This is a genomic window from Jannaschia pagri, from assembly GCF_019655435.1.
GTDB lineage: Bacteria > Pseudomonadota > Alphaproteobacteria > Rhodobacterales > Rhodobacteraceae > Jannaschia > Jannaschia pagri.
Window position 1 is genome coordinate 322,549 of record NZ_BPFH01000001.1, and the last position, 22,223, is coordinate 344,771.

Here is a 22,223-nt window from a genome sequence, read left to right on the forward strand (position 1 = left end):
CCAGCATAACTTGCTTGGACACCGTTCGCGCGACGCGAGGGGCTAACACCTGCACGTTTTGATTTATCTGGCTTCCCGCTTCGCATTGGGAGCTGAGCATGAAAGCGACCACTGGCGCAGTTCCGAATGGGATGAGCCATCCGAGCCGTTCGCGAGCGTTCAACATATGGAAGGGCGCCGTAGCATCACAACCCAACCGTCACCCACCCCGCAGGGCGTTAGCCCGCGTCCCGCGCGCGCTCCCGCTTTAACTTGACCATCTTCCGCGTGATCATCTGACGCCGCAGCGGTTTCAAATAATCAATGAAAAGTTTGCCGTCCAAATGGTCGATCTCATGCTGCACACATGTGGCCCAGAGACCGTCCATGGTTTCCGTCTGCTCCGCCCCGTCGCGGTCCATCCAGCGCACCGTCACCTCCGCCGGGCGCGTGACCTCACCGTATTGGTCTGGGATCGAGAGACATCCCTCTTCATAGACATTCGTCTCATCACTGGCCGCAACAACCTCGGGGTTGAACATAACCAGGGGCCGGGGCGCCTCGCCCTCTTCCTTGATGCAGTCGAGCACGATGAGCCGGTGCCCAATGCCCACCTGCGGCGCAGCAAGACCAATGCCAGGGGCGTCGTACATCGTCTCAAGCATGTCATCGGCCAAAGAGCGCAGGCTGTCGGACAGGTCCGAGACCGGCTTGGCCACTTGCTTCAGACGCGGGTCGGGGTGGATCAGGATCGGGCGTTTCATCCGGCAGCAAATAGGCCGCAGCAGCCCTAGGCGCAACAGGGGCGCGGGCGTTGCGTCCACCCCCAAGCGGTGTCACATCTGCCTAGACCCAGCCGCAGGAGCCACCATGACGACCGATCCCCGTTTCGACACGCTCATCGAACGCCGCGACACCCATTGCTCCAAATGGGACGGGATGGAGCGGATCTTTGGTGTGCCCAAGGACGATGGATTGGCCATGTGGGTCGCCGACATGGATTTCCGTCCGCCCGCCTGTGTCCTCAAGGCCGTGCAAGACCAAGTGGACCACGGCGTCATGGGCTATTTTGACGACGAAGGGCCGTACCGCGAAGCGATCCGCTGGTGGATGCAAACGCGCCATAACTGGGACCTGGACACCGCAGGAATCTTCACTGTCCATGGGTTGGTGAACGGGACCGCGCTCTGCGTCGATACCTATACCGCACCGGGGGATGGCGTCATCCTCTTCACGCCCGTCTACCATGCCTTTGCGCGGGTTATCACGGCCAACGAACGGCGGGTCGTGGAATGTGAAATGGCCTTTGATGGCACGACCTATACCCCTGATTTTGACGCGTGGGACGCGCAGGTCGCGGATGCTGGCGCGAAAATGATGATCTTATGTTCGCCCCATAACCCCAATGGTCGCGTCTGGACGCGCGCGGAGTTGGAGGGGTTTGCCGACTTTGCCAAGCGCCACGACCTGATCCTCGTGTCAGACGAGATCCATCACGATCTGGTCTTTCCAGGCCACGAGCACACCGTCATGGCGCGCATCGAAGGGATCGAAGACCGCCTTGTGATGATGACGGCGACCACCAAGACCTTCAACATCGCGGGCAGCCATTCTGGAAACGTCATCATCCCCGACCCGCACCTGCGCGGTCAATTTGCGAAACGGCTATCGGGCCTGGGTCTGTCGCCCAACTCCTTTGGATTGTTTATGGCAACCGCCGCCTACAGCCCGGAGGGTGCAGCCTGGGTGGACGACTTGGTGACGTACCTCGATGGCAACCGCCAATTATTCGACGCAGGCATCAACGCGATCCCGGGCCTGCGGTCGGTCCCCCTACAAGCGACCTACCTGAGTTGGGTCAATTTCGACGGCACCGGCATGTCACGGGAAGACTTCACCAAGCGGACGGAGCAGGACGCGAAGATCGCCGCGAACCATGGCCCGACGTTTGGCAAGGGCGGTGAAACCTTCCTGCGGTTCAACATCGCCACCCCGCGCGCCCGCGTCCAAGACGCGGTTGACCGGATGAGCGCCGCTTTTGACGACTTGCAGTAGCGGCGGGCAGTCTTGGCCTGCGGGCTCGGGTCGAAGCATCGTCTGACCGCCGCAAGGGGTATGCAGGAGCGACGTGTGGGCAGGGTCCGCTCCCGACCGATGGATCTGCCTATTGCAGACTTTGGGGCTATGCATATTTGGAGAACATCAAAGGACCCAGGCCGCGAGGGATGATGGGGTTAGCGTATGGAACGAGAGGGATACGGTCGTCGGTTCCTGAGCAAGCCCTGGCGGGCGGACCTTGAGAGGCCCCGCAAGTCCCCTGCCCTAAACGCTAGGGACCGAGGGTCACGCCGGAGTGCCGGGGGCGCGTTAGGCACCGCAAAGAAACTGTGCGAACTCGGCACCCAAATCAGCACAACCTGTCGATGGAGTGGTACCACCTCCCCGGCTCGAACGGGGGACCTCCTGATCCACAATCTGTATTTGCCTGTTTTCATAGCACACCACAGCAACCCTTGAGGGGGTTTTTTTCTTTTATTATCTTATGCTGTTCGACTATCCTTACTCATGTTGCCTTCTCCTTACGCACGCGATTTGAGAGCCTAAGATGAGCCTAACGGACCTCCTGATCAAACGTCTGAAGGCCCCAGAGAAGGGGCAGAAGACGTACTACGACGACGCCCTGCCCGGCTTCGGGGTCCGTGTTTCCCAAGGCGGATCGAAGTCGTTTGTTGTGCTTTACGGCAGGGATCGCCGGCGGCGCACGCTCGGGAAGTATCCCGACCTCAAGCTCGCCGAGGCGCGGAAGCTCGCAAAGCAGGCACAGGTTGATGTAATGTTTGAGGAGGAGCATCCATCTTTGCCGCCGATGACCTTTGACGAGGCCCGGCGAAAGTTTCTGGATGACTGCGAGGCGAGAAACCGGCCGAAGACGGTAGTCGAGTACCGTCGCCTTCTGCACCGCCACTTCACGTTCAAAGGTGACCTTTCATCAATCACCCGCCGTGACGTGGCGCGCGCGGTCGAGAAGATAAATGCGCGTCCTTCGGAGCAGCACCATGCTTTCGTCGCAATCCGTACAATGATGAATTGGTGCGTTAAGCGCGCCGTTCTAGAACACTCGCCCGTGCCTGCTATGAGCTTCAAGACAACCGCTCGAGATCGCATCCTATCTGATGAAGAGATTGTGATTGTCTGGCAACGAGCAGATGAGATTGGCTACCCTTACGGTCGGATCATACAGCTTTTGTTGCTGACTGGTCAGAGACGCGGCGAAATCGTTGGATTGCGCCGAAGCTGGGTTTCCGACGATGAGATCGCCTACCCGCGAGAGTTCGTGAAGAACGGACGGCCGCATCGCGTTCCTCTGACCGAGCGGGTGCGCTCGCTTCTAGATGGATTGCCTGAGAAATCCGATCTCTTCTTCCCGTCGCGGCTTGATGCATCGAAACCGTTCAATGGCTTCTCAAAGTGCAAACGCACCTTCGACAAAGAGATAAATGTGGAACCATTTACGCTGCATGACCTGAGACGGACCTTCAGCAGCTCACTCGCCCGACTCGGCACGCCGATCCATATCACCGAGCGCCTCTTGAACCATACGTCCGGAACGATAAGCGGCGTTGCGGCCGTGTACAATCGGCACTCCTATTTGCCAGAGATGCGTGAAGCCCTGATCAGCTACGAGCAGTTTCTAGAAGACCTGACCCAGTAGCCCACGTTAGAGATCACCGAGACATCGGAGAAGTGTTGCGCACCAGCAACAGAAGTGCACTTGTTTCCGAGATTTCCGAATTTCTTTCCACTCCTCATCCGTCCTCACTCGGGCTCGCGCGCGTGCATAGCTGCGAACGGCGCTCGGTGACCGGCGATTAGAACTGCCTGACTTGGATGTCCTCAACTCTTTCTGAGGACATCCAAAATGCCAAAATTTCTAATCACGAGAAAGTCGCACAACCGGGTGAAGGGGCCAATCATGGTGACAACGAGTCCGCGCGTGACGTGTCCTGCGGCCTGCCTGCTGCGCAAATCGAGCGGAACCGATGCGGCTGGTGGGTGCTACGCAGAGCACGGATTTCTCGGTGGCTTCATCTGGACAAAACTTGATCGGCTGGAGCCGGGTCAGACGTTCAAAGCGGGACAGATGCGGGTGTATGATCTGCCACAGCTTTTGGCTGTCATACGGGAATTGCCCGACGCGACACTCTGGCGGCACAACCAGGCGGGCGATCTCTTCAGCATCGATCAGGAGACTATCGACGAGGAGACCTTGGCCGAGATCGTTTCGGCTAATCGTGGTCGCAGCGGCTTCACCTATACCCACTACGACGTGCTTTCGAATGCGCATAATCGGCGTGTCATTCGTCAGGCCAATGAGAACGGGTTCACGGTCAACCTCAGCGCCAACAATTTGGACGAAGCCGACTCATTGGCCGATCTCAGGATCGGCCCGGTGGCGGTCGTCTTGCCCGCGCAGCAGCGTGCGAACGTCACGACGGCGAGCGGCCGCAAGGTCATTATCTGCCCGGCGATCAAGCACCCCGGTATGACCTGCGCGACCTGCGGGATTTGTAGCAAACATCGGGAAGCCATCGTCGGGTTGCCTGCCGTTGGGGCGGGTGCGACGCGCGCGGAACAGGCGGTTATTGCGGCGTAAGCTTTGACGCCTTTTCGTGTCGAGAAGACGGCGACGCTCCTTTCACGAACCGGCAGGTCTGATCCGTCTGCCGGTTCTTTCGTGCCCGGCCATCCCGCGATCCGCATCGCGTGGTAGACTACCGTTATATGAACGATCACTTCCTCGGGCCGCGCCGCAACGTTCCGGTTCACGCGACGAACCAGACGAGCGCATCGGTCGAACCGGCCTTACAAACCAATGACGAACCGGGTGCGAACCCGTCCGAACAGCCTCTTCCCCAGACACCCGAGCAACACTGGCTAACGGTCGAGGAAGCGGTCAGCTACTGTGCGGATCAGGGGCTGTCGCGGACGGCGAAGACGGTCAGGAAATGGGCGGAGCGCTCCTTTCACCTGCCGGATGGTGAGGTTCTAGCGCAACGCGAGGACACGCTTTGGGGCCGTTACCGGTGGAAGATCGAAGCCGAGTCCCTAGCCCGCAAGGTTGCGGAAGAATTGTCCCGTGAGCGCGATGCCGGGCGCGAACCGGCGCAAACCGGTGCGAACGTCACGGCCGAGGTTCCGCCGAACGAAGGCGCCAATATCCCTTCGAACTTGGCCGAACCTGTGCGACCAGGTTCGAACGTGTTCGGAGCCAAGCGGGACCAGAAAACCCCATCGGTTCTCATCGAACCATCAGCGGAAAAGATCGAACCGGTTCACACCGGTGCGCACAAGTTGGAGGTGTCCCAGGTCGGATCGGACGAGACGGCCCGCCTCAAGACGGAGGTGAAAGAACTCCGCGAACAACTCAAGGTGCGCGGGGAAGAGATTACTTTCCTGCGTGAGGAGATCGTGTCCGCCCGAGGTCAGCGTGGCGACGTCGTGAAGATCGCGAACCAGATGCTCGGGACGTTGGAGACGATTGCCATCGGCGGGCGGCTGGAAAGGCCGGTGGGGAAGAGCGACGGGACGCCTGTGCGTTACTCACAGCCCGAGCACGACGCGGGTGCGGTATAATTCCAAGACATGAAATCCATCGGAGACATTCTCAACGAGAACGGAAGTAAGATCACGCTGAAGGCGCGGTACTGCACGATCTACCATCCCGTGCGGATTGAGTTGGGACTGAAGGTGACTGAGTACGTGCTCTGTGACGGCATCAGCAAGCTGTCCAATCGGCCGGGCTACGAGTGGTGCTTGGAAAGCCGCGAGAACCTCGGCGCCTACATCGGGATCAGTTTGAGCACGACGAAGCGACACATCGCGACGCTGATCGAGAAAGAGCTTCTGGAGCGCAACGGAGCGGATCAACTGCGGGCGACGGTAAAGTGGTACGAGGCGGTCGAGTTTTATCGCGAAAAGACGGGTCTCCGATAGCGGCCAGTGGGGTGTGAACCGGTGGGGGTCAAAATGAACCCCACCGGTTTTTCTTTGGATTACCCAGGGGAGAGGGGGTCAAAATGACCTGCGGCCTCAGCTCAATTTGACCCTCTGAGCGGTTCAGGTTGACCCCCTGAGAGGGTCAACCTGAACCCCAATAAATATATAGTTATATAAACATACTAGGGATAACGGTTTTCAAAAAAGAAAAGGTCGTCACGAACGGGGGGGTTGGAAAGACCGAACCCTCCACCAAACAGGCCACCAGGCTCCACACAATCCACGTGAGCGCGTTTAAAACGCGAAAACGGTGAATGGGGCGCTTTCCCTTATTTGAGCCCGCAGCGCGGCTTCTATGGCCTCTGAGCGTGAGCCCTTCCGCGCGAGTGGCGCCGATCCTCTGGTCTGGTACAATTCCGGCATATGACCACGTTGAAAATTGCCGTCGAAACCGCCCAAGAGCTTTCGCCCGAGCACCAAGCCGAAATCGCCGAAGCGATCCTGCGCTATACCGAGCAATTCCGTCTGCCGGTGATCCGATAGGGAAGCGCGCTTGACCGGGGCGCCTAAGCCCGCGACAGTTTCCACGCCTAGGTGTCGCAACCGAGGTGATCGCGATTGCCTCCTTTCAGGAGTAATCGTGATGACTAGACTACTGAGCAAGAAGCAAGTTCGGGATATCGTTGGATTGAGCTTGTCTCACATAGATCGCATGGAGACCGAGACGGCATATGCGCATTTGGAGTTTCCAAAGCGGGTGCAGATCGGGTTCCGGGTGTTCTGGGTCGAGGCGGAGATCAGCGACTGGGTTGCTGCGCAGATAGCTAAGCGCGATGCCTCCTCGTGAGGCACGGGGGACGGGGTAACTCGTCCCCCATTTTGGTTGTGGTGTGGATGCTGATATCCTGACGGTATGACAAAGCTGGAACAGGCCATCGAAGCGCTGCGCGCCCTGCCGCCCGACGAGCAGGAGCTGATCGCAGAGGAACTGTTGTTTCGGCTGTCGAGCCCGTCCGCCATGACGCCAGAGCAACGCACGATTGTTGAAGAACGGCTGCGCCAAGGCCTAGCAGAAGCCGAACGCGGCGAGGGCATCCCCATCGACGAGTTCCGCGCCAAGGCCGAAGCACGGATCGCCAAGGATTGAGACGAACGGCAGGAACGGGCCGCGACGTTGAAAGATCGGCGATCCGTGGTACCATTCGGACATGAGCAAAACACTCGAACAGGCCATCGCAGAGGCGCAGGAGCTATCACCGGCACGGCAGCAGGTGGTGGCCTTCTATGTCGAGCGCGCGCTGGCGAACCAGCCGGTCGCGCCTGACGACGCGTCGACGCTGGAGGGCTTGCAGCAGGCCCTCGCGGGGCAAGGCTATGACGAGGACGAAGCCCGCGCACGGATGAACGCACGGATCGAGGCCGCCCGCACCGCCTAGCCTATGAAGCCGAAACGGGTGACACCTGCGGCCGACGAGGCTTTGGCCGCAATCTTCGACTACATCAACGCCGATAATCCCGAAGCCGCCGCACGCTACTACAGCACCGCGCTCGATACGTTCTTCGGGCTGCCGGACGGCTTCGTCCCGCACCGCGCGAGCGACAGCCTCCCGGAGGTCATCCGCGCGCTGCCTGTACCTGGCTTTGGTGGTTACACGCTCCGCATCGCCATCTTGGACGATGCGGTCTACTTGATCACCGCCTTGCGTCCTGGCCTTACGGACAAGATGAAAGACGACCGTACGTTGCCGGGCTGGGACGAGGTGTAAGCGGCGCCCCGAGCGTGCAAAACTCTATGGAATCGTACGTGGAATCTATCGTTCGTCCTGTTTCCACGATCTGACGCATGGTCGGAGGCTGACCATACGGCCCCAAACAACACCATTCCGCATCAACTGGTCGTCAGGCTAACGCCATGACCCAATGCCCTTCAGGGCTATCACCCCCGAAGTCCTTACGGATGAAGCGCATTGGGTCATGGCGTCTTCGCGCCAGACGACACAGTTGAGCGGGGACACTTCCGCCGGAGGCAGACGGCTACAGCCCCCACGATCCCTTCATCTTTTCATCAGGCCGAACCTGATAGGATGGAGACCGGATGTCCTTTAACGGGAGAGGGCTAGCGGTCGCGGGCTGGTCACCGCACAGGGTTCCGCGATCTAGCAACCTCCCGTTATGGTGCGTCACATCATCGGACAACACGGCGCGGGGAAGACATCGCTTCTTCGAAAGATGATCGAGCAGGACGCGGCTCGCGGCTTTTGCGTGTTCGACACTTCCGGACAGTTGACGCCGCTGATCGAGCACGACCTCCTCCTCGATCCAGGATCGACCCGGTGGTCGCCCTTCGCAGAGCCGGTCGACCGCAACCTCGCGCCGAACCTCTTCGCGAACACCATCGTCGATCTACTCGGCCATTCGGGCCAGGATCGGCCGCTCTGGATCGTCAACCTCGGCCTCAACTGCCGGTTCCTCGCGTCCGCGTTCATCGATGCGCGATGGAAGCTGACGCAGGTTCCAGACTTCCTGCTAGACGCAACCGTCCGAGCCCAGATGAACGTGGCCGATCACGGCACGCGACGCTATTGGGCGTACTTCGAAGCCATGTCAGCCCGCGAGCGAACGTCTCACATCGCAAGCACGTATAGCATGTTCGCGACCCTGCTGCTCGATGATCGGATCAGCGCGCTTTTCCAAACGCGCGGCGGCAAGTTCTCCCTGGCAGACATCTCGAAACAGCGATTGGTTGTGCGGCTGCCTGTGCGAGAGTTTGGCCAGGAAGCCGTTGCCTTCATCGGTTCGCTTATGCTGGCCTACATCAACGTCTTGGCGGAAAACGACTTCGCTGTCTACGTCGATGACTGCGATCTCTTTGCAAATGGCATTCTCCTGGAGATGGCGACACGCGGCCGATTTAGACTATGTCTTGCACATCAATACCTCGATCAACTCAATCCGAAACTGCTGGCCGCAATTCTTGGTAATCCCGCTGAGCGATACATCTTCCGTGTATCCTCAAAAGACGCCAACATTTTATCTTGTGACTTGCCGCCCAACGACTCTAAGGTCTCCTTGGATCAATTGGGCATGCACCGTTACCGCACCATACCGTTTGACAGATACAGTCCAGACGGCCGGACATTTCCACTGGAGAATTAGAGTTGAGAGTTTCAATCACACAAGAAAAGCGCAAGGCAGGGCTGCTGGGCGGAAAGATCGAATGGCAAACCTCTATGACGATCACCGCTACGGAAGAAGAGAAGGCCATCGTCTCGGAGTGTAACCTTGGTAAGTTTGATATCGTCTCCTTGCCAACCGTTAGCATTGAGAGCGAGCAAGACTTGAACGTTGACCGTTTAATTTCCACGAAGACGATGGTCACAAGCACCAACAAATGGCACGCCAACCAGATGGCAGGCGAAATGAAAGCGGCTGCAGCAAAAATCAAGGCACTTATCGAGGAAACTATGGCCGACGAAACAGGTGAATTCGATCTCTGATGGATGATGCGCTCGGCTTAGTCTTCGCCGCGTTCATATTCGTCTGCATCGTATTCGCGGTTGTTGCAGCAAGCTCCGCTATTGCTATTGCTGCTGTCCCAGGTGCGATTGGCTACGCGATCTATTGGACCCAAGTGAAATCGCCTGCGGCGCGGGAGCGGCAGGCGAAAGATCGGACGATGCAGCTTTATCGGTCGGTGAAGGGTAAGTTCACCGCCATCGACATCCCGGATTTTATCGGCGGGCGGATCGGCTACCCGGATGATGATGATCCGAACTCCCATGTGCAGTTCGAAATCGCGACTCGCTTGGTCACCTTCGAAAACCTGGACGATTACCCGCCAGAGCCCCCGGAACTCTGCGATACCATCGAGGGCGGCCGCTATCGGGACTTCCTGAACCAGGTGTCGCCGGACGATTACCGCGCGCGGTTGGAGCACATCTGCAACCTGGCCGAACTCTGCAACCGGCCGATCACGAACGAGACGGTCGCGACCGTCATCTACACCGCCGTCGAGGTGCTGGACGACGGACGACCAATCCTGCCGGTGACGCGCAAGAAGTTGGACGAACACTACAGCCAACAGAAAGGCGTCGCGCCGCAGGACTACAAGGGCGACCACATTGTGCGGGACTATCTGCGCGGCACGCCATTGGAGCTGATGGGGGAGATGGTCTTCGAGGAGCCACCAGTCGCGATCCCGGATCATTTGCGCAACCAGCACCACATGATCATCGGCGGGACGGGGCACGGCAAGACGCAGTGCCTGCAAGAGATGATCCTGCGCGATCTGGAGGACGAGAACGCCTGCGTCGTGGTCATCGACAGTCAGGAGGGGATGTTGGAGCGATTGCTCCACGTCGTGTCCTGGGATCGGGCGATGTACTTGGATGCGGGCAACATTCGAAAGCCCCTGGCGCTGAGCGCCTTTGCCATCGGATCGACAACTCGGCCGGAGGACGAGCCCCGCGTGCGCATGGCAACGGCGCTCTATGAACACATGTTCGCGTCGCGCGAGACGAAGTTCACGACCAAGCAGCAGACGCTCTACCGCTTTCTATCGCGCTTCCTCTTCGTCATTCCCGACGCCAACTTCGACACTGCGTTGGACATCCTAGAGAACGGGTTTGAGCCCTATGGTGACTACGTCGCGCACCTGGAGGAGACCGAACAATCCTTCGTCCGGGGCAATCTCGACAACCCCAAAGCCAAGGGCGCGAGCCAGGGCTACCGCCAGACACGGCAGGAGGTGGCGCAGCGGCTCTATACCTTGCTCGAAAGCGCGACCATCCGGCGGATGTTCAACTCGCCGGAGAACCGCGTGGACATCCCCCAGGCGATCCGAGACGACAAGATCATCCTGATCAACACGGCGCAGCAGACCTTGGGCCTGGAAGGCGCGAGCCTCTTCGGCCGCTATTGCATCGCCCAGATCGCGATGGAGGTGCTGGCCCGGCCGGAGACGCCGAAGCGCGTCTATTTCTATATCGACGAGGCGCAGGAATACCTGAGCGGCGATCCGATCATCCATCGCCTGTTCGAGCAGGGCCGCAAACGGGGCCTTTGCATGATCTGCGCGTTCCACCGGCTAGGGCAGATCGGGGAAGATCTGACGGACATGATGCGATCCCTGACGTCCATCAAGTTCGCCGGTGGGATCAGCAACGCCGATGCGACGAAGCTCGCCAAGGAGATGCGGACGGATGCCGAGACGATCACTGGCCAACCGGCGCTCTCCTTCTGGGCCTGGTTCAAGGGACAGGAGCCGGGCGTTTATCGGGTGACACCCCAGGTGCTGGAGGATCGGATCTCTGCCGAGCCAGATGACATCGACACGCTTAAGGAGATGATGGTGATGGGCCATCACTATGATCCTGAAGCCTCGGAGGAGCCTGACGAGCGTGGGGACGAGGTCGAGACGGCCGAAGATGGGGAGGCACCGCCGCCGTCCGAAGAAGACTTCGCGAGTTACTACAATGATGGGTGGGACGACGATGCACCCTCCGAGCCGAAGCCCAAGCCATCACGTCGCGATCCGCCCACCGATGACGTCGATCCCGATGCGCCACAAAACCTCGACTAGAAAATTGCTATACTTCATAGGTGATTACACGCCCCATCGCTAACCGACGCATCCCATGCTGACCTTTGACGAGGCCACCCGGCCGCGCCACAACGACGGTATGCGGAAGCCACGGTTCAAACGCGTACGGCCCAAATCGGCACTGCAACTGCGGGAGGGCGGCTATCAAATCCTGGAGCTGCTCCATCAGTTCAAGGCGCTGCGCTCGCACCACATCGGTATGCATCTGCCGCAGCGCCACGAGCGCGGGTTGCTGCATTCACTGCGGAACCTCTTCGACCACGGCCTCATCGACAAGGTGGAAGAGCTGCGCCGGTTCAACGCGCTCTACCAACACGACACCTACACCCTTGCGAAGAAGGGGAGAGAGGCCCTGGCGGGACGGGATCTGCCGTTGCGGTTTGTCCCGACGGACGGCGAGCTGGGCTTCCTGCTGACCATCGAATGGGATCACTCGATGATGATCATCGATTTGATCTCGAACCTTGTCGCGGGCGCGCAGCAAAGCGGCGTGCGGCCTATCTCGGCCGAGGAAATCGCCCTCCAGGCCAAGGGACGTGTGCCATTCCTCTTCCCCCGCAAAACCACCTACAGGGATCGAGAGACCGGCGAGGAGCGGCCCTTCTTAGTTCGGCCGGACGGCGTTATCGGGTTCGAGTATCCGACAGGGAAGCGGGCCTTCTTCGCCATCGAGGCCGAGCACAACAAGCCCAACAGCCGCAAGGAGGACGACAATCCCAGGTCGCGTCAGACCTCCACCCGGAAGACGCTCAAGCACTACCGTGACGTGGATTGGCGTCGGGTCTACGCCAATCTCGATATCGGCAACATGCGTGTGCTGGTCGTCGCCCCCACGCCCACCCAGATCGAGAACAAGTTCCGCATCGCGCGCAGCATCGTCCCCGAAAGCCACCTCTTCCTCGGCCATTGGCTTCCAATCGTCCAGGGCGCGGACGTGCCCGTTTTGCCCGGCGTCTTCAACGCGCCATGGCTGCGGGTTGGGTTGCCGCCCGAACGGATCGACGCCTCCACCTTGCGCACAGGCTAAGCGCCTAACACCCTGTGATAAAATGACCTGCGGAAGTTCCAAAAGGAGGGGCCGTGGTGTCCACATTCATCGACTTCGATGCGGTCAAAGCCGCCAATCCAATCGAGACCGTCGCCAAGCGCCTTGGTCTCGACCTGAAGAAAGCGGGCGCAAGCCTGCGTGGCCCCTGTCCGTCCGGTGAGGGCGGGCCGAGGGCTTTAGCCATCACGCCCAGCAAGGGCCTCTGGTACAGCTTCGGCTTACAGAAAGGCGGAGATGTCATCGAACTCGTCGCCCTGGTGAACGGATGCTCGACGAAAGACGCGGCACACTTCCTGTCGGGAACCGTTCCACTGGAGAAGGCCAATCGGTCTTCGCCGGAGGGGACGGAACGTGGCTTCCGTCCCCTCGACTATCTCGAGCCTGACCACCAAGCGGTGCTGGCCTTGGGGATTGAGCCAGAGGACGCGAGCGCCCTTGGCATCGGCTACGCCCCTCGCGGCATCCTGCGCGGGACTGTGGCCGTCCCGATCCGCACAGAAGACGGGGCACTGGCCGGATACATCGGAATCACCGAAGCCACGCTCCCGCCCCGGTGGGAGATCTAGAGCACTTGAGATGGCCGGAGACGGCCATCTTTTTCTTGGCCGGTCGGAGTGGGCGACATGGGCGGTATGGTTTTCTGGCTGGAGTGAGCGGCCCGTGGTAGCCTGCCTATGCAGCGCGCGGCACTCCAACCATCTCAATCGAAGGGAAAAACGGTGCCCAAAAGACATGCGAAACGCGGTCAGCGACAGCTCAAAGCCGATTGCAAAGACGTCCTCACCGGCGTCGGCAAAGAACTCCTCTTGGTCGGTCTCTACGGCGTCAAAGACCTCACCGGCGTTGATCTCCATGCGAGCCCGAAAAAATCGCCGCCCCCTTGGAAAAAGGGTTGGGGCGCGCGCTAAGCGCCACCCCAACACCCTCGCCCCCGCCACGACGCGCCCGAATGGTCGGACGCGTCACAGCAGGGGAGAGGGTATGACCCATACGCGGCACGCTCTGACCATCTTGCCCGCAAGTGACTGTCAAGCTGGATCCCACAACAAGTGGGGTCCTTGCCGCTTTACGGCCCATAGTTCCCGTTCTCTCGACAACGCGATTGCTGCAGTGCAGCCTCTCAAAGCGGCCACTTGCATAACAAGCAGCGAAGTACAGCTCTGAGCCCAGTAAGTAAGTCGGATGCGCTGCGGCGAAGGACCGCTTCACCCTTTGTGAACCCGATTTCTATGTCGACTGTGCCATTGATTTCCCTACCGCCACCTTTGTGGTGCAATTGCATGAGTGGTGCAACACGATGGCTCCAAACGCATGCCAAAAACCTGACAGAACTAAAAGAGGTTTTGCCAAACCTCTGCGGCACAACACTCTTCAACGAAGTTGGCGCTTATGTCAGGTGTGCCAAAAACGACCGATAAAGCAATCGCCTAAAACACTGTACGCAATATCTTCATTACAAAAACCCTAAACGAATCATTGTTCGCGGTTTTGCTCTACACGGAGAAGGCTAGAGAGAGCATCAACATCCAAAAATGCGGCCTCCGCATCCCCTGAAAGTTCGTGTGCTTCTGACGCTGTCAGCAAGCCCGTAGAAAAATTCGATGAAATCGCCCCCAATAGATTTCGAAGTATTCTCTCATTGGGAACACTGGGGCTCAGCTCAAGCATCGCATCCCGGTTTAATCCAAAAACGATACTGTTGCAGTTCAAGAAGTCAGACCCACAAGCTTGTGCGCTAGGACATGCTGAGTAGACCCCAAAACTTACTTCGCAGTATGTATAAATTGTGGGTTCCTGTGCCACCTGCAAGCCGCCGTCGCATCCAGAATCCGAAAAATTTCCTACGCAATTAAAGCCATCTTGATCCGGAAGTCCCATAATCGTGGGAAAGACCTCCTCTCTTCTCCATGCACAGCGACCGCCAGGGGATGAAATGAAAACCTCCCTGAAGTTATCAGACGGCGCAATCGATACCTCGCTCAATTTTCTCCGAATGGCGGCAACCGGTGAAGTGGACGTACAAGCATCTTCCGAGGCCGGGGTTGGAATTGCGCAAGATACTGTTGCAGCTGCAATACCGCCGTCACGTCCGCAAGCACCGTGGCGGCATGAACGCGGTTCCGATCCACAAACCTCCCCAGCACCGCTTAGATAAAGGGGTTCTGTGGTGATCTCTTCCGCACCGATGGCGGTTCCAACATTCACTACTGCAATCCAAACCAGAGCACTTGCATAACTTCTCATGAATCAATCTCCATCTGCGGCGTCGGCGTCGTTCACTGCCGCATCTGAAATCTCAGTCAAACTAGCGACGCAGATCGCCGTGTATAGACCAGTGTCTGGATCAGCTCCTGTGGACACGCGGCTAGCTAGATTTACTATCCGCGTAACTTCCCCGTCAGCAGTCTCTCTGGCCCAGACCCAAACTTCCGACTCGGCGTCAGCGGGGCTGTCAACTTCATCGCCGCCCGCCAACAAGCGGTTAACTGCGGAGTCTGATCGAACCCTTGCGAGCCTCGCAAGCTCTGTACCTGAAGCAAGAAAGCGAAGCTCCAACTCCGTGGGTAATCTCCATGTTCGCCCTGACCCAGTGGAACGTTGATCGCAAAAATACTCTCCAATATCTGCCTCAACAAGAAATCTTGGGTTACTCCAAACCAACGAAGTCTCTGGATCGACGCAACCACCATCAACCGGAACTAATCTAAGAAAAACAAAGGAGGACTCTTCATCGCAGAGTTCTGCTTCCCTAGACTCGATTATCAGCTTTAAGCTCCCGAAAGAGAAGTTCGGAACAGCGTCTACGGGGAAAGAGTCAGCCGATATGGTTGCAATACTCGGGCATGAAGCTGTGCCATCAAGAAGGATTTGATAACACTCCTCTGTCGCCTTTCGAATTTCCTCCCGGGAAGCGAAGAGGCGTTCCAACTCTCTCCGAAAGACTACATCTAAGTCGGTTACTGATAATACCGCACCATCATTGTCGATAGCTTCAAAGATGTCCGGGTTCTCTCTTGCTGCCGTTATTCGGTCTATGGCTAGGGCATACCGATCAAGCGCTAACTCCAGTTCCCGAAACCTATTACGATTTAAGCTTTGAAGAACCGGATTTGGTGCGTTGTATCCTATGGTCTCATAGTTGAGCAAATAGCCGACATATGGCCATGGCCTGTCGGCGACCGCATCCGGAAAACTCATGGCAGCGTTCACAAGGCGCTGCAAATCCTGTATTCGTGAAATGTCAAAATCAGGAGTTAAGTCTAGGTTGAATGCGTCGTCGCCGAACCACGGTCCAGCAGTTTGAATCTCGATGTTTGCATCGCGCCGTTGTAGCGCAGTTTCCACAATTCTTGTGAAGCTCGCCGATGCCTCCACACCGACAGCGCCAAAGTTTCCACCACCACTCAATGATGCCCGAAGGCTTTCACGTTCCGTCTGAGACAATGTGTTGATTCTAGCGATTAGATCGAGCCGCCCGCCCAAACCTACGGCAGCAACAAAAGCATCGCCGCATCGGCGAGAATTGAGATTCGTACCACCGGTATCAGTGTCTCCTACAAGCGCTTCTGGTATTGAATGAATATCCCCACCAATGATCTGTATGCTCACATCAACTGTTAGCACGACAAAAAGGTTGTGTTCAGTACGCTCGAATTCTCTCTCTGTACTGTAAGAACCCGATGCGCTGAAACTAGCGTAAGAACCAGAAGCGGACACAGAGAGAGATTCGAACTCTCTTAGAAATTCTTCTGTATCTAGCAATCTGAGAGAATAGGTTACCCTTTGTGCCGGATCGATTTGGGAGGAATCGGTAGAAGCCGGGCCATCCTTCATCAGTTCGGATAACGAACTTGTTGAATCGACGCAAAATCCTCTCGGTTCGTTGATCGCTGTATCAAAACCTTGCCCGAGATCGAGGACTCCACCATCCAAATCAACGCGAAGGCCTTGAGCAAGAACTGGAAAAACCATGCTGCAGAATAACGACGAAAAAATCGCTAAAGAAAGAAACCCTCTCATTTCGCCCCCCACCAAAAAAAAGCACACCGTTACCAGATTGTGCATCTTGTTCGGCAGCGTCGCAGTACGCGAAACTCTGGTCAAGGAATACCTTTCACTTCGAATTGTTGCTCATCACAACCGGTGCACCAGCCCACAGTCGATGTCGTGATCTTTCTTAACCATCTGATCGTGCTCACCCGCATAATACAGCTTTCCAGCCGGGGTGTTCATGAATCACATAGTGAGCAAAGCTTGAACGAGCGCTATCGGGTTTCTTCTGCCCGTCCGCGCGAAACGCCTGATTGACAGCAGGTGGTTTCAGTTTGCCCACCGGCAGGTCACCCTGAAACCACCGTCTTTGCAGCAGTTTGCTTCATATACTCCAAGCTAAGCGACGTCGAAGCGGCCATCTGACATTGGAAGGCTTTGTCCGCATAACAGGCATCCGGTCTTTGGACAGTGGACGTGACTCCCGGCCCTTAGCAGCCATTCAAAGTGCAGGCCAATGCTGCGACGCAGCCGACCTAAAGCAGACCTTAGATTTTCGCCAAACGCAAATGCTCGTTCAGGGCACAGTAAGTCTCAGCTATCGTTCTGCGTTTTCTGTAGCGTTGCCCCACACAAAACCCAATCAAGCCTCAAGTAATGCTAGAACCAAACCACCAGAGTCATTGGTCCTGACGCCCGATCTGCGGCCATCGAGGCTTCCTAATTTTGGCATCAAACCAAAGTCACCTCAATAAGAGCACGCACAGATTGAGCAATCTGATAGCCAACTATGACTTCATCCACAGTGCCTTCTAGTCTAGTTGTGCTGCCCGTGTCTGGGTCAGTGAAGTCCACATACGTAGTTGTACCTTTTGGCGGCGGCGCATAAAGTGTGGCTTGATCCAAAGAAAATGTCACAACTTGACGATCTTTTCGAAAAGTTACTCGGGCATTCGCGACGGGAAGATCTGACAAAGTACTCTCCATTTTAAGCTCTTCGAGAACCTTAGCAGCCTGCAGAGTGTTTGAATAGACAATCACACGGCAGCGGATGGACGTGCTTCCAGATACTCTTAAGCGTTCTCTGCATCTGGGCACTCCGATCGTAGATTTCTGTATGAAATCCCAACACTTTCTCATTACCACTTCATCGGTCACGTAGAAGTATTGGTCTGGTAGGTCTGATGATGTCCTATCGGTGTTGACGGCCCATACCGGACGCTAAGCGCGCTCTTCAAAGTTGCATCTCGGCTTCTCGGAAGCGGGCATTGACGGATTGTGGCAGATGTCTCTTTTCAACCGAGACAGAAAATCTGCATGATTGCAAAAGTTCCTGGATAGCCCCTCTGAAGGCAGCCCACCTTCTGGCGTAGAACTATCCCGTTTTTGCGAGGACCGGTGAACTGCTGGAAAGCGACACAAGCCCGGAGAGCTCTCATAGCAGCTGCGACGTTCCTACCTCGGCCTTGGAAATGAACCTTTCATTTCTGAGCTGACTTGCGTTTTAGGTTGAGATTCGTCGCTGAACATGGGCAGCGCAGCGCCTCGGCTGGACCGTTGCGAGGCGTAACATAGAGCCATGCGTCGCAATCCGGGCATTTCGCGCAATTAAGGAGATCGCGAAAGGCTTTCACTACCGGCTCAAAATCCTTTGCGCCGAAATTAGCCCACTCGTTGAAGTGGACAGCACGATTGATCGCCCAGTCTTCTTCGCCCTTGTGGGTACTGGCCTCCTTCAGCTTCCGTTTTCGCGCCAGTGCATCCGCCTTCTGGGTCTCGTTGCCCCAGGATTGTCCCGCATCAGCTGCCTTCCCAAGCAGGTCTTTCAAGCGAGCCATGGCACTCGGGAGCAAACTTCCCATGTCATAGCTGTTATCGACTCTGAAAATCGTGGGCGCAGCCAATTGGTCCGCCAGCAGCCGTGAGACAAATTCCATGTGACGGCGCAAGATCGGTGCTGCTACCTCGACTTTGCCTTTCGCAAGCTCAGCTTCGATACCCGCCCATACATCAGGGTTGAACTCGACCAAAGGGCCGGTGTCTACCGACCAGCTGTCAAATGCGATGGACGTGTTTCTGGTAACCAGTTTCGCCGAGCGCATCTGCTCCGCCCAAACCTTGTCATGGGTGGCGATCACGAACTGAGTGTCGGGGAACTCTGACATCAACAGTTTGCAGAATTGATATCGATGATCTGCATCAACGGACATGACGACATCATCGAGCAGCGCGACCGTGAACCCATCCCCAAGAAGCCGTTTCATAAGAGCGAGGTACAGACACACACCCATGCCATCTTGATGGCCTTCACTATGAAACGCCCCGGGTGGGAACAGCCCACGCTCGTAGAAATTGACGTCGAAATCCAGGCGCCCTTCTGTCGCCTTCAGCCGAGCGACAAATTTCTGTTCGTCACCGTCGTTAAGGGCCCGGTAGAACTTGCTGAAATCGTCTTCTACAGCATCATAAAGTGCGTCGAGCTCCGTTTCCATCGCGCTGCACCAAGCCTCATATGCCACTTTGCTGGCATCGCGCGCTTTTTGGGCTTCGGCCTCAACCTTCCGTGCATCACGGTAGTCGCGAAACCTTTGGTCGGCGTTGATCAGGAAGCTTTGTGCCTCAACGGTCGCCGTCTGATCAGGTTTGGCCCGAACAGCTTCGGTAAATTCGGACAGCGCCGTATTGAAGCCGGTCGGCAACGCGGGCCATCCCTCTTCAAGCCGATCCTCTTGGGCCAATACATCAGAAAACTGCTTCAGTTTTTCCTGCAGGGACGCGAGGTCTTTGCCCCAGGTCTCGATCTGCGCTTGGAACTCGGTCGCCTTCTCTGCTTTTGCGATGCGATGTGCTTCGAGGAGGAGCGCTTTCAGGTTTCCGACCTCTGACGACAGAGCACTGGCGTCATCCATGACACTTTGCTGGACTTCTCCTGCTGTCTTCGATTTCTCTTGCTTGGCGTGCAAATGCGCCAGAAGATGTGTCTCATCTGGCCACTCATGGTCGCACATTGGGCATTCAGGTCCGTCGACAAGCTTCAGACCTTGGGACACCAACGCCCGTTGCTGCAGTGCGATCAGCAGCTGAGGGTCGTTGTCGAGTTTTCTTATATGGCCAAGAAGGCCGACAGCTGCCGGCGTTTCCAGTGCTGGCAACCTGTCGACCGTCTCTTTGAGCTTCGTGAGCTCAATCAGTGCTGCGGCCTTGTTGAGGGCTTGCTCGGAAGAGGGCTCCGCCAGTCCGTGGTCAAGTTTGGTCTCCGGCGTGACCTCTTCGAGAGCCGACAACCCAAGCAGTTGACGCTTGGGATTCACAGCGCTCATCACATCAGAGGCAGAAAGAGACGACACGCTAAGGTGTTGGAGCAGGGTGTCACGTTTGTTCTTCGTATCTCTTTCGGCCGCGGTCGCAGCACGATTGAGCTTGCCAAATGCCGTGTTCAAGACCGAGCGAGTTTGCCCTAGGTCTTCAATCTTCAGAATGGCCTGGATTTCCTTGGACCGCTCCGTGGGCTCAACAAGAATGAACTTCAAGATTTCCCGTCGGGCGAGCGTGATCTCCGGATGGCTTGCCACTTCCTCCAGGATTTCCACGATATCGGCATCATTGGGTTCGATCTTTGGTTTCTTTGGCGCTGAAACGCTGCGTGTGAGCTTTGCCGACTTCCCAAGGGTTGGGAATGTCAGCTCCAGTTCAACAAACGCCGCATCCGGGAAATTGGTGCGATCCACATGTGGTGCATGATCTCCGATGCTCAGCCCCTTAGTGCCGCGCCCCGTCAGACGGCCGATCTGCCCGGTCAGTCCAAATTCAATCGCATCGATCACCCCGCTCTTGCCGGATCCGTTGGGGCCAGACACCGCAAAGGTTTTGCCATCCAGATTGATGTCTAGTTTGCGAATTCCCCGAAATTCTTCGATATGCGCTGAGGCAATCTTGATCATAAAACCTCGCCCCCGTCCGGCAATGAGAAGATATCGACCAGCTCGTCTGCCTTCGTCTTCTTCTCATCCAGGAGACAGTCCTTTAGCTTTTCGATTTTGGCAGTGTCAAAGGTTTCGTCTGCCTCCAGTGTCTCAATAAACTTGGCGACCACAGCCGCTTGCAGTGACGCCATCAATTCAACTCCTAAGGCTTGCCGCACTTTCCTGACGCGAGGGTTAGCGAGGTGGCCCAACCGGCCGACCTTGCGCAGCGCTATGCCGCCAGAACAGCCTAATGCAATGACAGGTTTTCGTCGATTCTGGTGAGCTTTGATGTCAGGCGGCTCGTAGGTCAGCCGGGCTACCGAACGTCCGCTTCACCTGAGACGGTTTGCGTGCGAAGCACTCGCAGCGAATGTCGGCTTCCCGCCCATCGATGCAAATTAACCTTGCGGGTCCTAGATACGGTCACGTACAGCGCTAGACCTTTCGTCACCTACGAAGACGTAGGAGCCAGTTGTTACCGTAGATGTGCACTTAAGAAGGTCTCTCCCTCCCGATCAGAAGATCCGATTCTGCCGTCCCACCTTCCATCGCTGCTTTGAACCAAGCTGGCTTACGAACCCGGCCGGACCACGCGAGTTCGGAGTTCTCGGGGTGTCGGTACTTCGGCGTGAGAGCGGATTTCTTGTCGGCTTTCCCAGCCGTTACCAGTTCCGCGAGGGTGAATCCGGCCTTTTTCGCTGCTGCGTTTAGGGCGGTCAGAGCCGCTTGGCGTTTACGCGTTTCGAAATCTGTGATCGCCTTGGCGACATCTTTCTCTAGGGTTTTCAGTTCAGCCAGGGAAAGCATGTTGAGATCAATAATGGACATCATGCACCTGTAAAATTGAGTTTTCTGGTCAGCACCCCAGTCGTTAGGGAGTGGCCGAGGTTACTATAGTAGAGCTGACAAATCGGCGGATCTAGACTATATTGAGTTGTGTTAGTTAATTCTATTTATGAAAAAGTACGTTGTAAAAAGTGTTTCCGTGATTGGCATCGGGCAATGGAAGTATGAGTATAAGAATATCCCTGATGCGATAGCTGGTGTTCACGGTCTGTATGACGACGTGTTGGCGGGGCACCCACGAATGGACTTCATCGAAGTCATGGTTGAGTTCACCGGCGGAGCATTTGAACGCTGCTGCTACGAGACCGAGGAACGCGTGATCTGGTGGCTGAGCCGCTTCGAAGACGTGGTCGAGATCTAGGTCAGTAGGCGTCCTCGCCCGTGCTACGATGCGTCCGAATGGTCGGGCGTGTCGGAACACGGGAGAGGACATGTCCCAACAAGAAACGACGATCATTCGCAGTCACAACGACCGCTTTCGCACAGGTGATCAGATGATCCCAGGCACGGTGGTGATGACACAGGGTCTGGTGGCTCATCTGCAGGCCACCGACATCGAACAACGAGACGTCGTGCGTATCGTGCAAGAGTACGATGACTTCACGGCTGACAACGATCCCTATGGGCAGCATGACTTTGGAGTCTTTGAGCTGTCAGGGGAACGGTGCTTCTGGAAGCTCGATCTGTACGACAATGACAAACAATACTTCACGCCAGATCCCACCAATCCAACTGTCACGCACCGAGTGCTGACGATCATGTTGGCTAGCGATTACTGATTTGAGGCCCTGCCGTC

At 57.0% G+C, this 22,223-nt stretch carries 21 protein-coding genes; 15 read left to right on the plus strand and 6 right to left on the minus strand.

The genetic code is table 11. The annotated features are described in order from the left end of the window. Positions 1-218: 218 nt before the first annotated feature. A complete protein-coding gene (def, locus tag K5R33_RS01625; RefSeq protein WP_220747218.1) occupies positions 219-743 on the minus strand; it encodes a peptide deformylase in 525 nt (174 codons plus the stop codon). Positions 744-849: 106 nt separating this feature from the next. Here def and K5R33_RS01630 point away from each other — a divergent pair, with 106 nt between their 5' ends. From K5R33_RS01630 to K5R33_RS01695, 14 genes are all read left to right on the plus strand, one after another. After that, entirely contained in the window at positions 850-2,034 is a 1,185-nt protein-coding gene (locus tag K5R33_RS01630; protein WP_220747219.1) for a MalY/PatB family protein, read from the plus strand. Positions 2,035-2,584: 550 nt separating this feature from the next. Next, the gene (locus tag K5R33_RS01635) at positions 2,585-3,691 is read left to right on the plus strand and encodes a tyrosine-type recombinase/integrase (RefSeq protein WP_220747220.1); all 1,107 of its coding nucleotides are present in this window, start codon (positions 2,585-2,587) and stop codon (positions 3,689-3,691) included. Between the two features lie 207 nt (positions 3,692-3,898). Next, positions 3,899-4,633, plus strand: a complete 735-nt coding sequence (locus K5R33_RS01640; RefSeq protein WP_444542927.1) for a DUF7227 family protein — start codon at positions 3,899-3,901, stop codon at positions 4,631-4,633. 128 nt (positions 4,634-4,761) lie between these two features. Next, positions 4,762-5,613: a hypothetical protein gene (locus tag K5R33_RS01645; protein ID WP_220747222.1), complete on the plus strand. Its 852-nt coding sequence runs from the start codon at positions 4,762-4,764 to the stop codon at positions 5,611-5,613. A gap of 9 nt (positions 5,614-5,622) precedes the next feature. Continuing rightward, on the plus strand, positions 5,623-5,973 hold the full coding sequence (locus K5R33_RS01650; RefSeq protein WP_220747223.1) for a hypothetical protein: 351 nt from the start codon (positions 5,623-5,625) through the stop codon (positions 5,971-5,973). Positions 5,974-6,619: 646 nt separating this feature from the next. Continuing rightward, positions 6,620-6,823 (plus strand): helix-turn-helix transcriptional regulator, encoded by a 204-nt coding sequence (locus tag K5R33_RS01655; RefSeq protein ID WP_220747224.1) that lies wholly within the window; start codon positions 6,620-6,622, stop codon positions 6,821-6,823. Between the two features lie 66 nt (positions 6,824-6,889). Next, complete coding sequence (locus K5R33_RS01660; protein ID WP_220747225.1) at positions 6,890-7,123, plus strand: hypothetical protein; 234 nt, start codon at positions 6,890-6,892, stop codon at positions 7,121-7,123. 61 nt (positions 7,124-7,184) lie between these two features. After that, the gene (locus K5R33_RS01665; RefSeq protein ID WP_220747226.1) at positions 7,185-7,412 is read left to right on the plus strand and encodes a hypothetical protein; all 228 of its coding nucleotides are present in this window, start codon (positions 7,185-7,187) and stop codon (positions 7,410-7,412) included. 18 nt (positions 7,413-7,430) lie between these two features. Continuing rightward, positions 7,431-7,742, plus strand: coding sequence for a type II toxin-antitoxin system RelE/ParE family toxin (locus K5R33_RS01670; RefSeq protein ID WP_220747227.1), 312 nt, complete (start codon positions 7,431-7,433; stop codon positions 7,740-7,742). Positions 7,743-8,148: 406 nt separating this feature from the next. Continuing rightward, entirely contained in the window at positions 8,149-9,132 is a 984-nt protein-coding gene (locus tag K5R33_RS01675; protein ID WP_220747228.1) for a type IV secretion system DNA-binding domain-containing protein, read from the plus strand. Between the two features lie 2 nt (positions 9,133-9,134). Further along, the gene (locus K5R33_RS01680; protein ID WP_220747229.1) at positions 9,135-9,473 is read left to right on the plus strand and encodes a hypothetical protein; all 339 of its coding nucleotides are present in this window, start codon (positions 9,135-9,137) and stop codon (positions 9,471-9,473) included. Then, positions 9,473-11,557: a type IV secretory system conjugative DNA transfer family protein gene (locus tag K5R33_RS01685; RefSeq protein WP_220747230.1), complete on the plus strand. Its 2,085-nt coding sequence runs from the start codon at positions 9,473-9,475 to the stop codon at positions 11,555-11,557. Before K5R33_RS01680 ends, K5R33_RS01685 begins: the two co-directional genes overlap by 1 nt. 55 nt (positions 11,558-11,612) lie before the next feature. Then, complete coding sequence (locus tag K5R33_RS01690) at positions 11,613-12,605, plus strand: hypothetical protein (RefSeq protein WP_220747231.1); 993 nt, start codon at positions 11,613-11,615, stop codon at positions 12,603-12,605. Between the two features lie 56 nt (positions 12,606-12,661). After that, positions 12,662-13,192 carry a CHC2 zinc finger domain-containing protein gene (locus K5R33_RS01695; RefSeq protein WP_220747232.1) on the plus strand — a complete coding sequence of 177 codons (531 nt, stop codon included), beginning with the start codon at positions 12,662-12,664 and terminating at the stop codon, positions 13,190-13,192. Positions 13,193-14,099: 907 nt separating this feature from the next. On the opposite strand, the gene K5R33_RS01700 is transcribed toward K5R33_RS01695, so the two are convergent. The 5 genes from K5R33_RS01700 to K5R33_RS01720 all read right to left on the minus strand — a co-directional run bounded on the left by K5R33_RS01700 (position 14,100) and on the right by K5R33_RS01720 (position 21,409). Then, complete coding sequence (locus tag K5R33_RS01700) at positions 14,100-14,870, minus strand: hypothetical protein (protein ID WP_220747233.1); 771 nt, start codon at positions 14,868-14,870, stop codon at positions 14,100-14,102. Positions 14,871-14,873: 3 nt separating this feature from the next. Beyond that, positions 14,874-16,730, minus strand: coding sequence for a hypothetical protein (locus K5R33_RS01705; protein WP_220747234.1), 1,857 nt, complete (start codon positions 16,728-16,730; stop codon positions 14,874-14,876). Positions 16,731-18,097: 1,367 nt separating this feature from the next. Beyond that, entirely contained in the window at positions 18,098-20,557 is a 2,460-nt protein-coding gene (locus tag K5R33_RS01710) for an AAA family ATPase (protein ID WP_220747235.1), read from the minus strand. After that, on the minus strand, positions 20,554-20,730 hold the full coding sequence (locus K5R33_RS01715) for a hypothetical protein (protein ID WP_220747236.1): 177 nt from the start codon (positions 20,728-20,730) through the stop codon (positions 20,554-20,556). The genes K5R33_RS01710 and K5R33_RS01715 overlap by 4 nt, the downstream gene beginning before the upstream one ends. A 343-nt stretch (positions 20,731-21,073) precedes the next feature. Next, positions 21,074-21,409, minus strand: a complete 336-nt coding sequence (locus tag K5R33_RS01720; protein WP_220747237.1) for an H-NS histone family protein — start codon at positions 21,407-21,409, stop codon at positions 21,074-21,076. Positions 21,410-21,858: 449 nt separating this feature from the next. On the opposite strand from K5R33_RS01720, the gene K5R33_RS01725 reads away from it, so the two are divergent. Then, positions 21,859-22,206: a DUF3768 domain-containing protein gene (locus K5R33_RS01725; protein WP_255576091.1), complete on the plus strand. Its 348-nt coding sequence runs from the start codon at positions 21,859-21,861 to the stop codon at positions 22,204-22,206. Positions 22,207-22,223 lie beyond the last annotated feature (17 nt).

Bases quoted from the DNA above. Each gene is read 5' to 3' on its own strand.
- K5R33_RS01630 (WP_220747219.1), top strand. From the start codon at position 850: ATGACGACCGATCCCCGTTTCGACACGCTCATCGAACGCCGCGACACC.
- K5R33_RS01710 (WP_220747235.1), bottom strand. From the start codon at position 20,557: ATGATCAAGATTGCCTCAGCGCATATCGAAGAATTTCGGGGAATTCGC.
- K5R33_RS01685 (WP_220747230.1), top strand. From the start codon at position 9,473: ATGGATGATGCGCTCGGCTTAGTCTTCGCCGCGTTCATATTCGTCTGC.
- K5R33_RS01650 (WP_220747223.1), top strand. From the start codon at position 5,623: ATGAAATCCATCGGAGACATTCTCAACGAGAACGGAAGTAAGATCACG.
- K5R33_RS01690 (WP_220747231.1), top strand. From the start codon at position 11,613: ATGCTGACCTTTGACGAGGCCACCCGGCCGCGCCACAACGACGGTATG.
- K5R33_RS01725 (WP_255576091.1), top strand. From the start codon at position 21,859: ATGTCCCAACAAGAAACGACGATCATTCGCAGTCACAACGACCGCTTT.
- K5R33_RS01640 (WP_444542927.1), top strand. From the start codon at position 3,899: ATGCCAAAATTTCTAATCACGAGAAAGTCGCACAACCGGGTGAAGGGG.
- K5R33_RS01720 (WP_220747237.1), bottom strand. From the start codon at position 21,409: ATGTCCATTATTGATCTCAACATGCTTTCCCTGGCTGAACTGAAAACC.
- K5R33_RS01700 (WP_220747233.1), bottom strand. From the start codon at position 14,870: ATGAGAAGTTATGCAAGTGCTCTGGTTTGGATTGCAGTAGTGAATGTT.
- def (WP_220747218.1), bottom strand. From the start codon at position 743: ATGAAACGCCCGATCCTGATCCACCCCGACCCGCGTCTGAAGCAAGTG.
- K5R33_RS01635 (WP_220747220.1), top strand. From the start codon at position 2,585: ATGAGCCTAACGGACCTCCTGATCAAACGTCTGAAGGCCCCAGAGAAG.
- K5R33_RS01645 (WP_220747222.1), top strand. From the start codon at position 4,762: ATGAACGATCACTTCCTCGGGCCGCGCCGCAACGTTCCGGTTCACGCG.
- K5R33_RS01665 (WP_220747226.1), top strand. From the start codon at position 7,185: ATGAGCAAAACACTCGAACAGGCCATCGCAGAGGCGCAGGAGCTATCA.
- K5R33_RS01655 (WP_220747224.1), top strand. From the start codon at position 6,620: ATGACTAGACTACTGAGCAAGAAGCAAGTTCGGGATATCGTTGGATTG.
- K5R33_RS01660 (WP_220747225.1), top strand. From the start codon at position 6,890: ATGACAAAGCTGGAACAGGCCATCGAAGCGCTGCGCGCCCTGCCGCCC.
- K5R33_RS01715 (WP_220747236.1), bottom strand. From the start codon at position 20,730: ATGGCGTCACTGCAAGCGGCTGTGGTCGCCAAGTTTATTGAGACACTG.
- K5R33_RS01675 (WP_220747228.1), top strand. From the start codon at position 8,149: ATGGTGCGTCACATCATCGGACAACACGGCGCGGGGAAGACATCGCTT.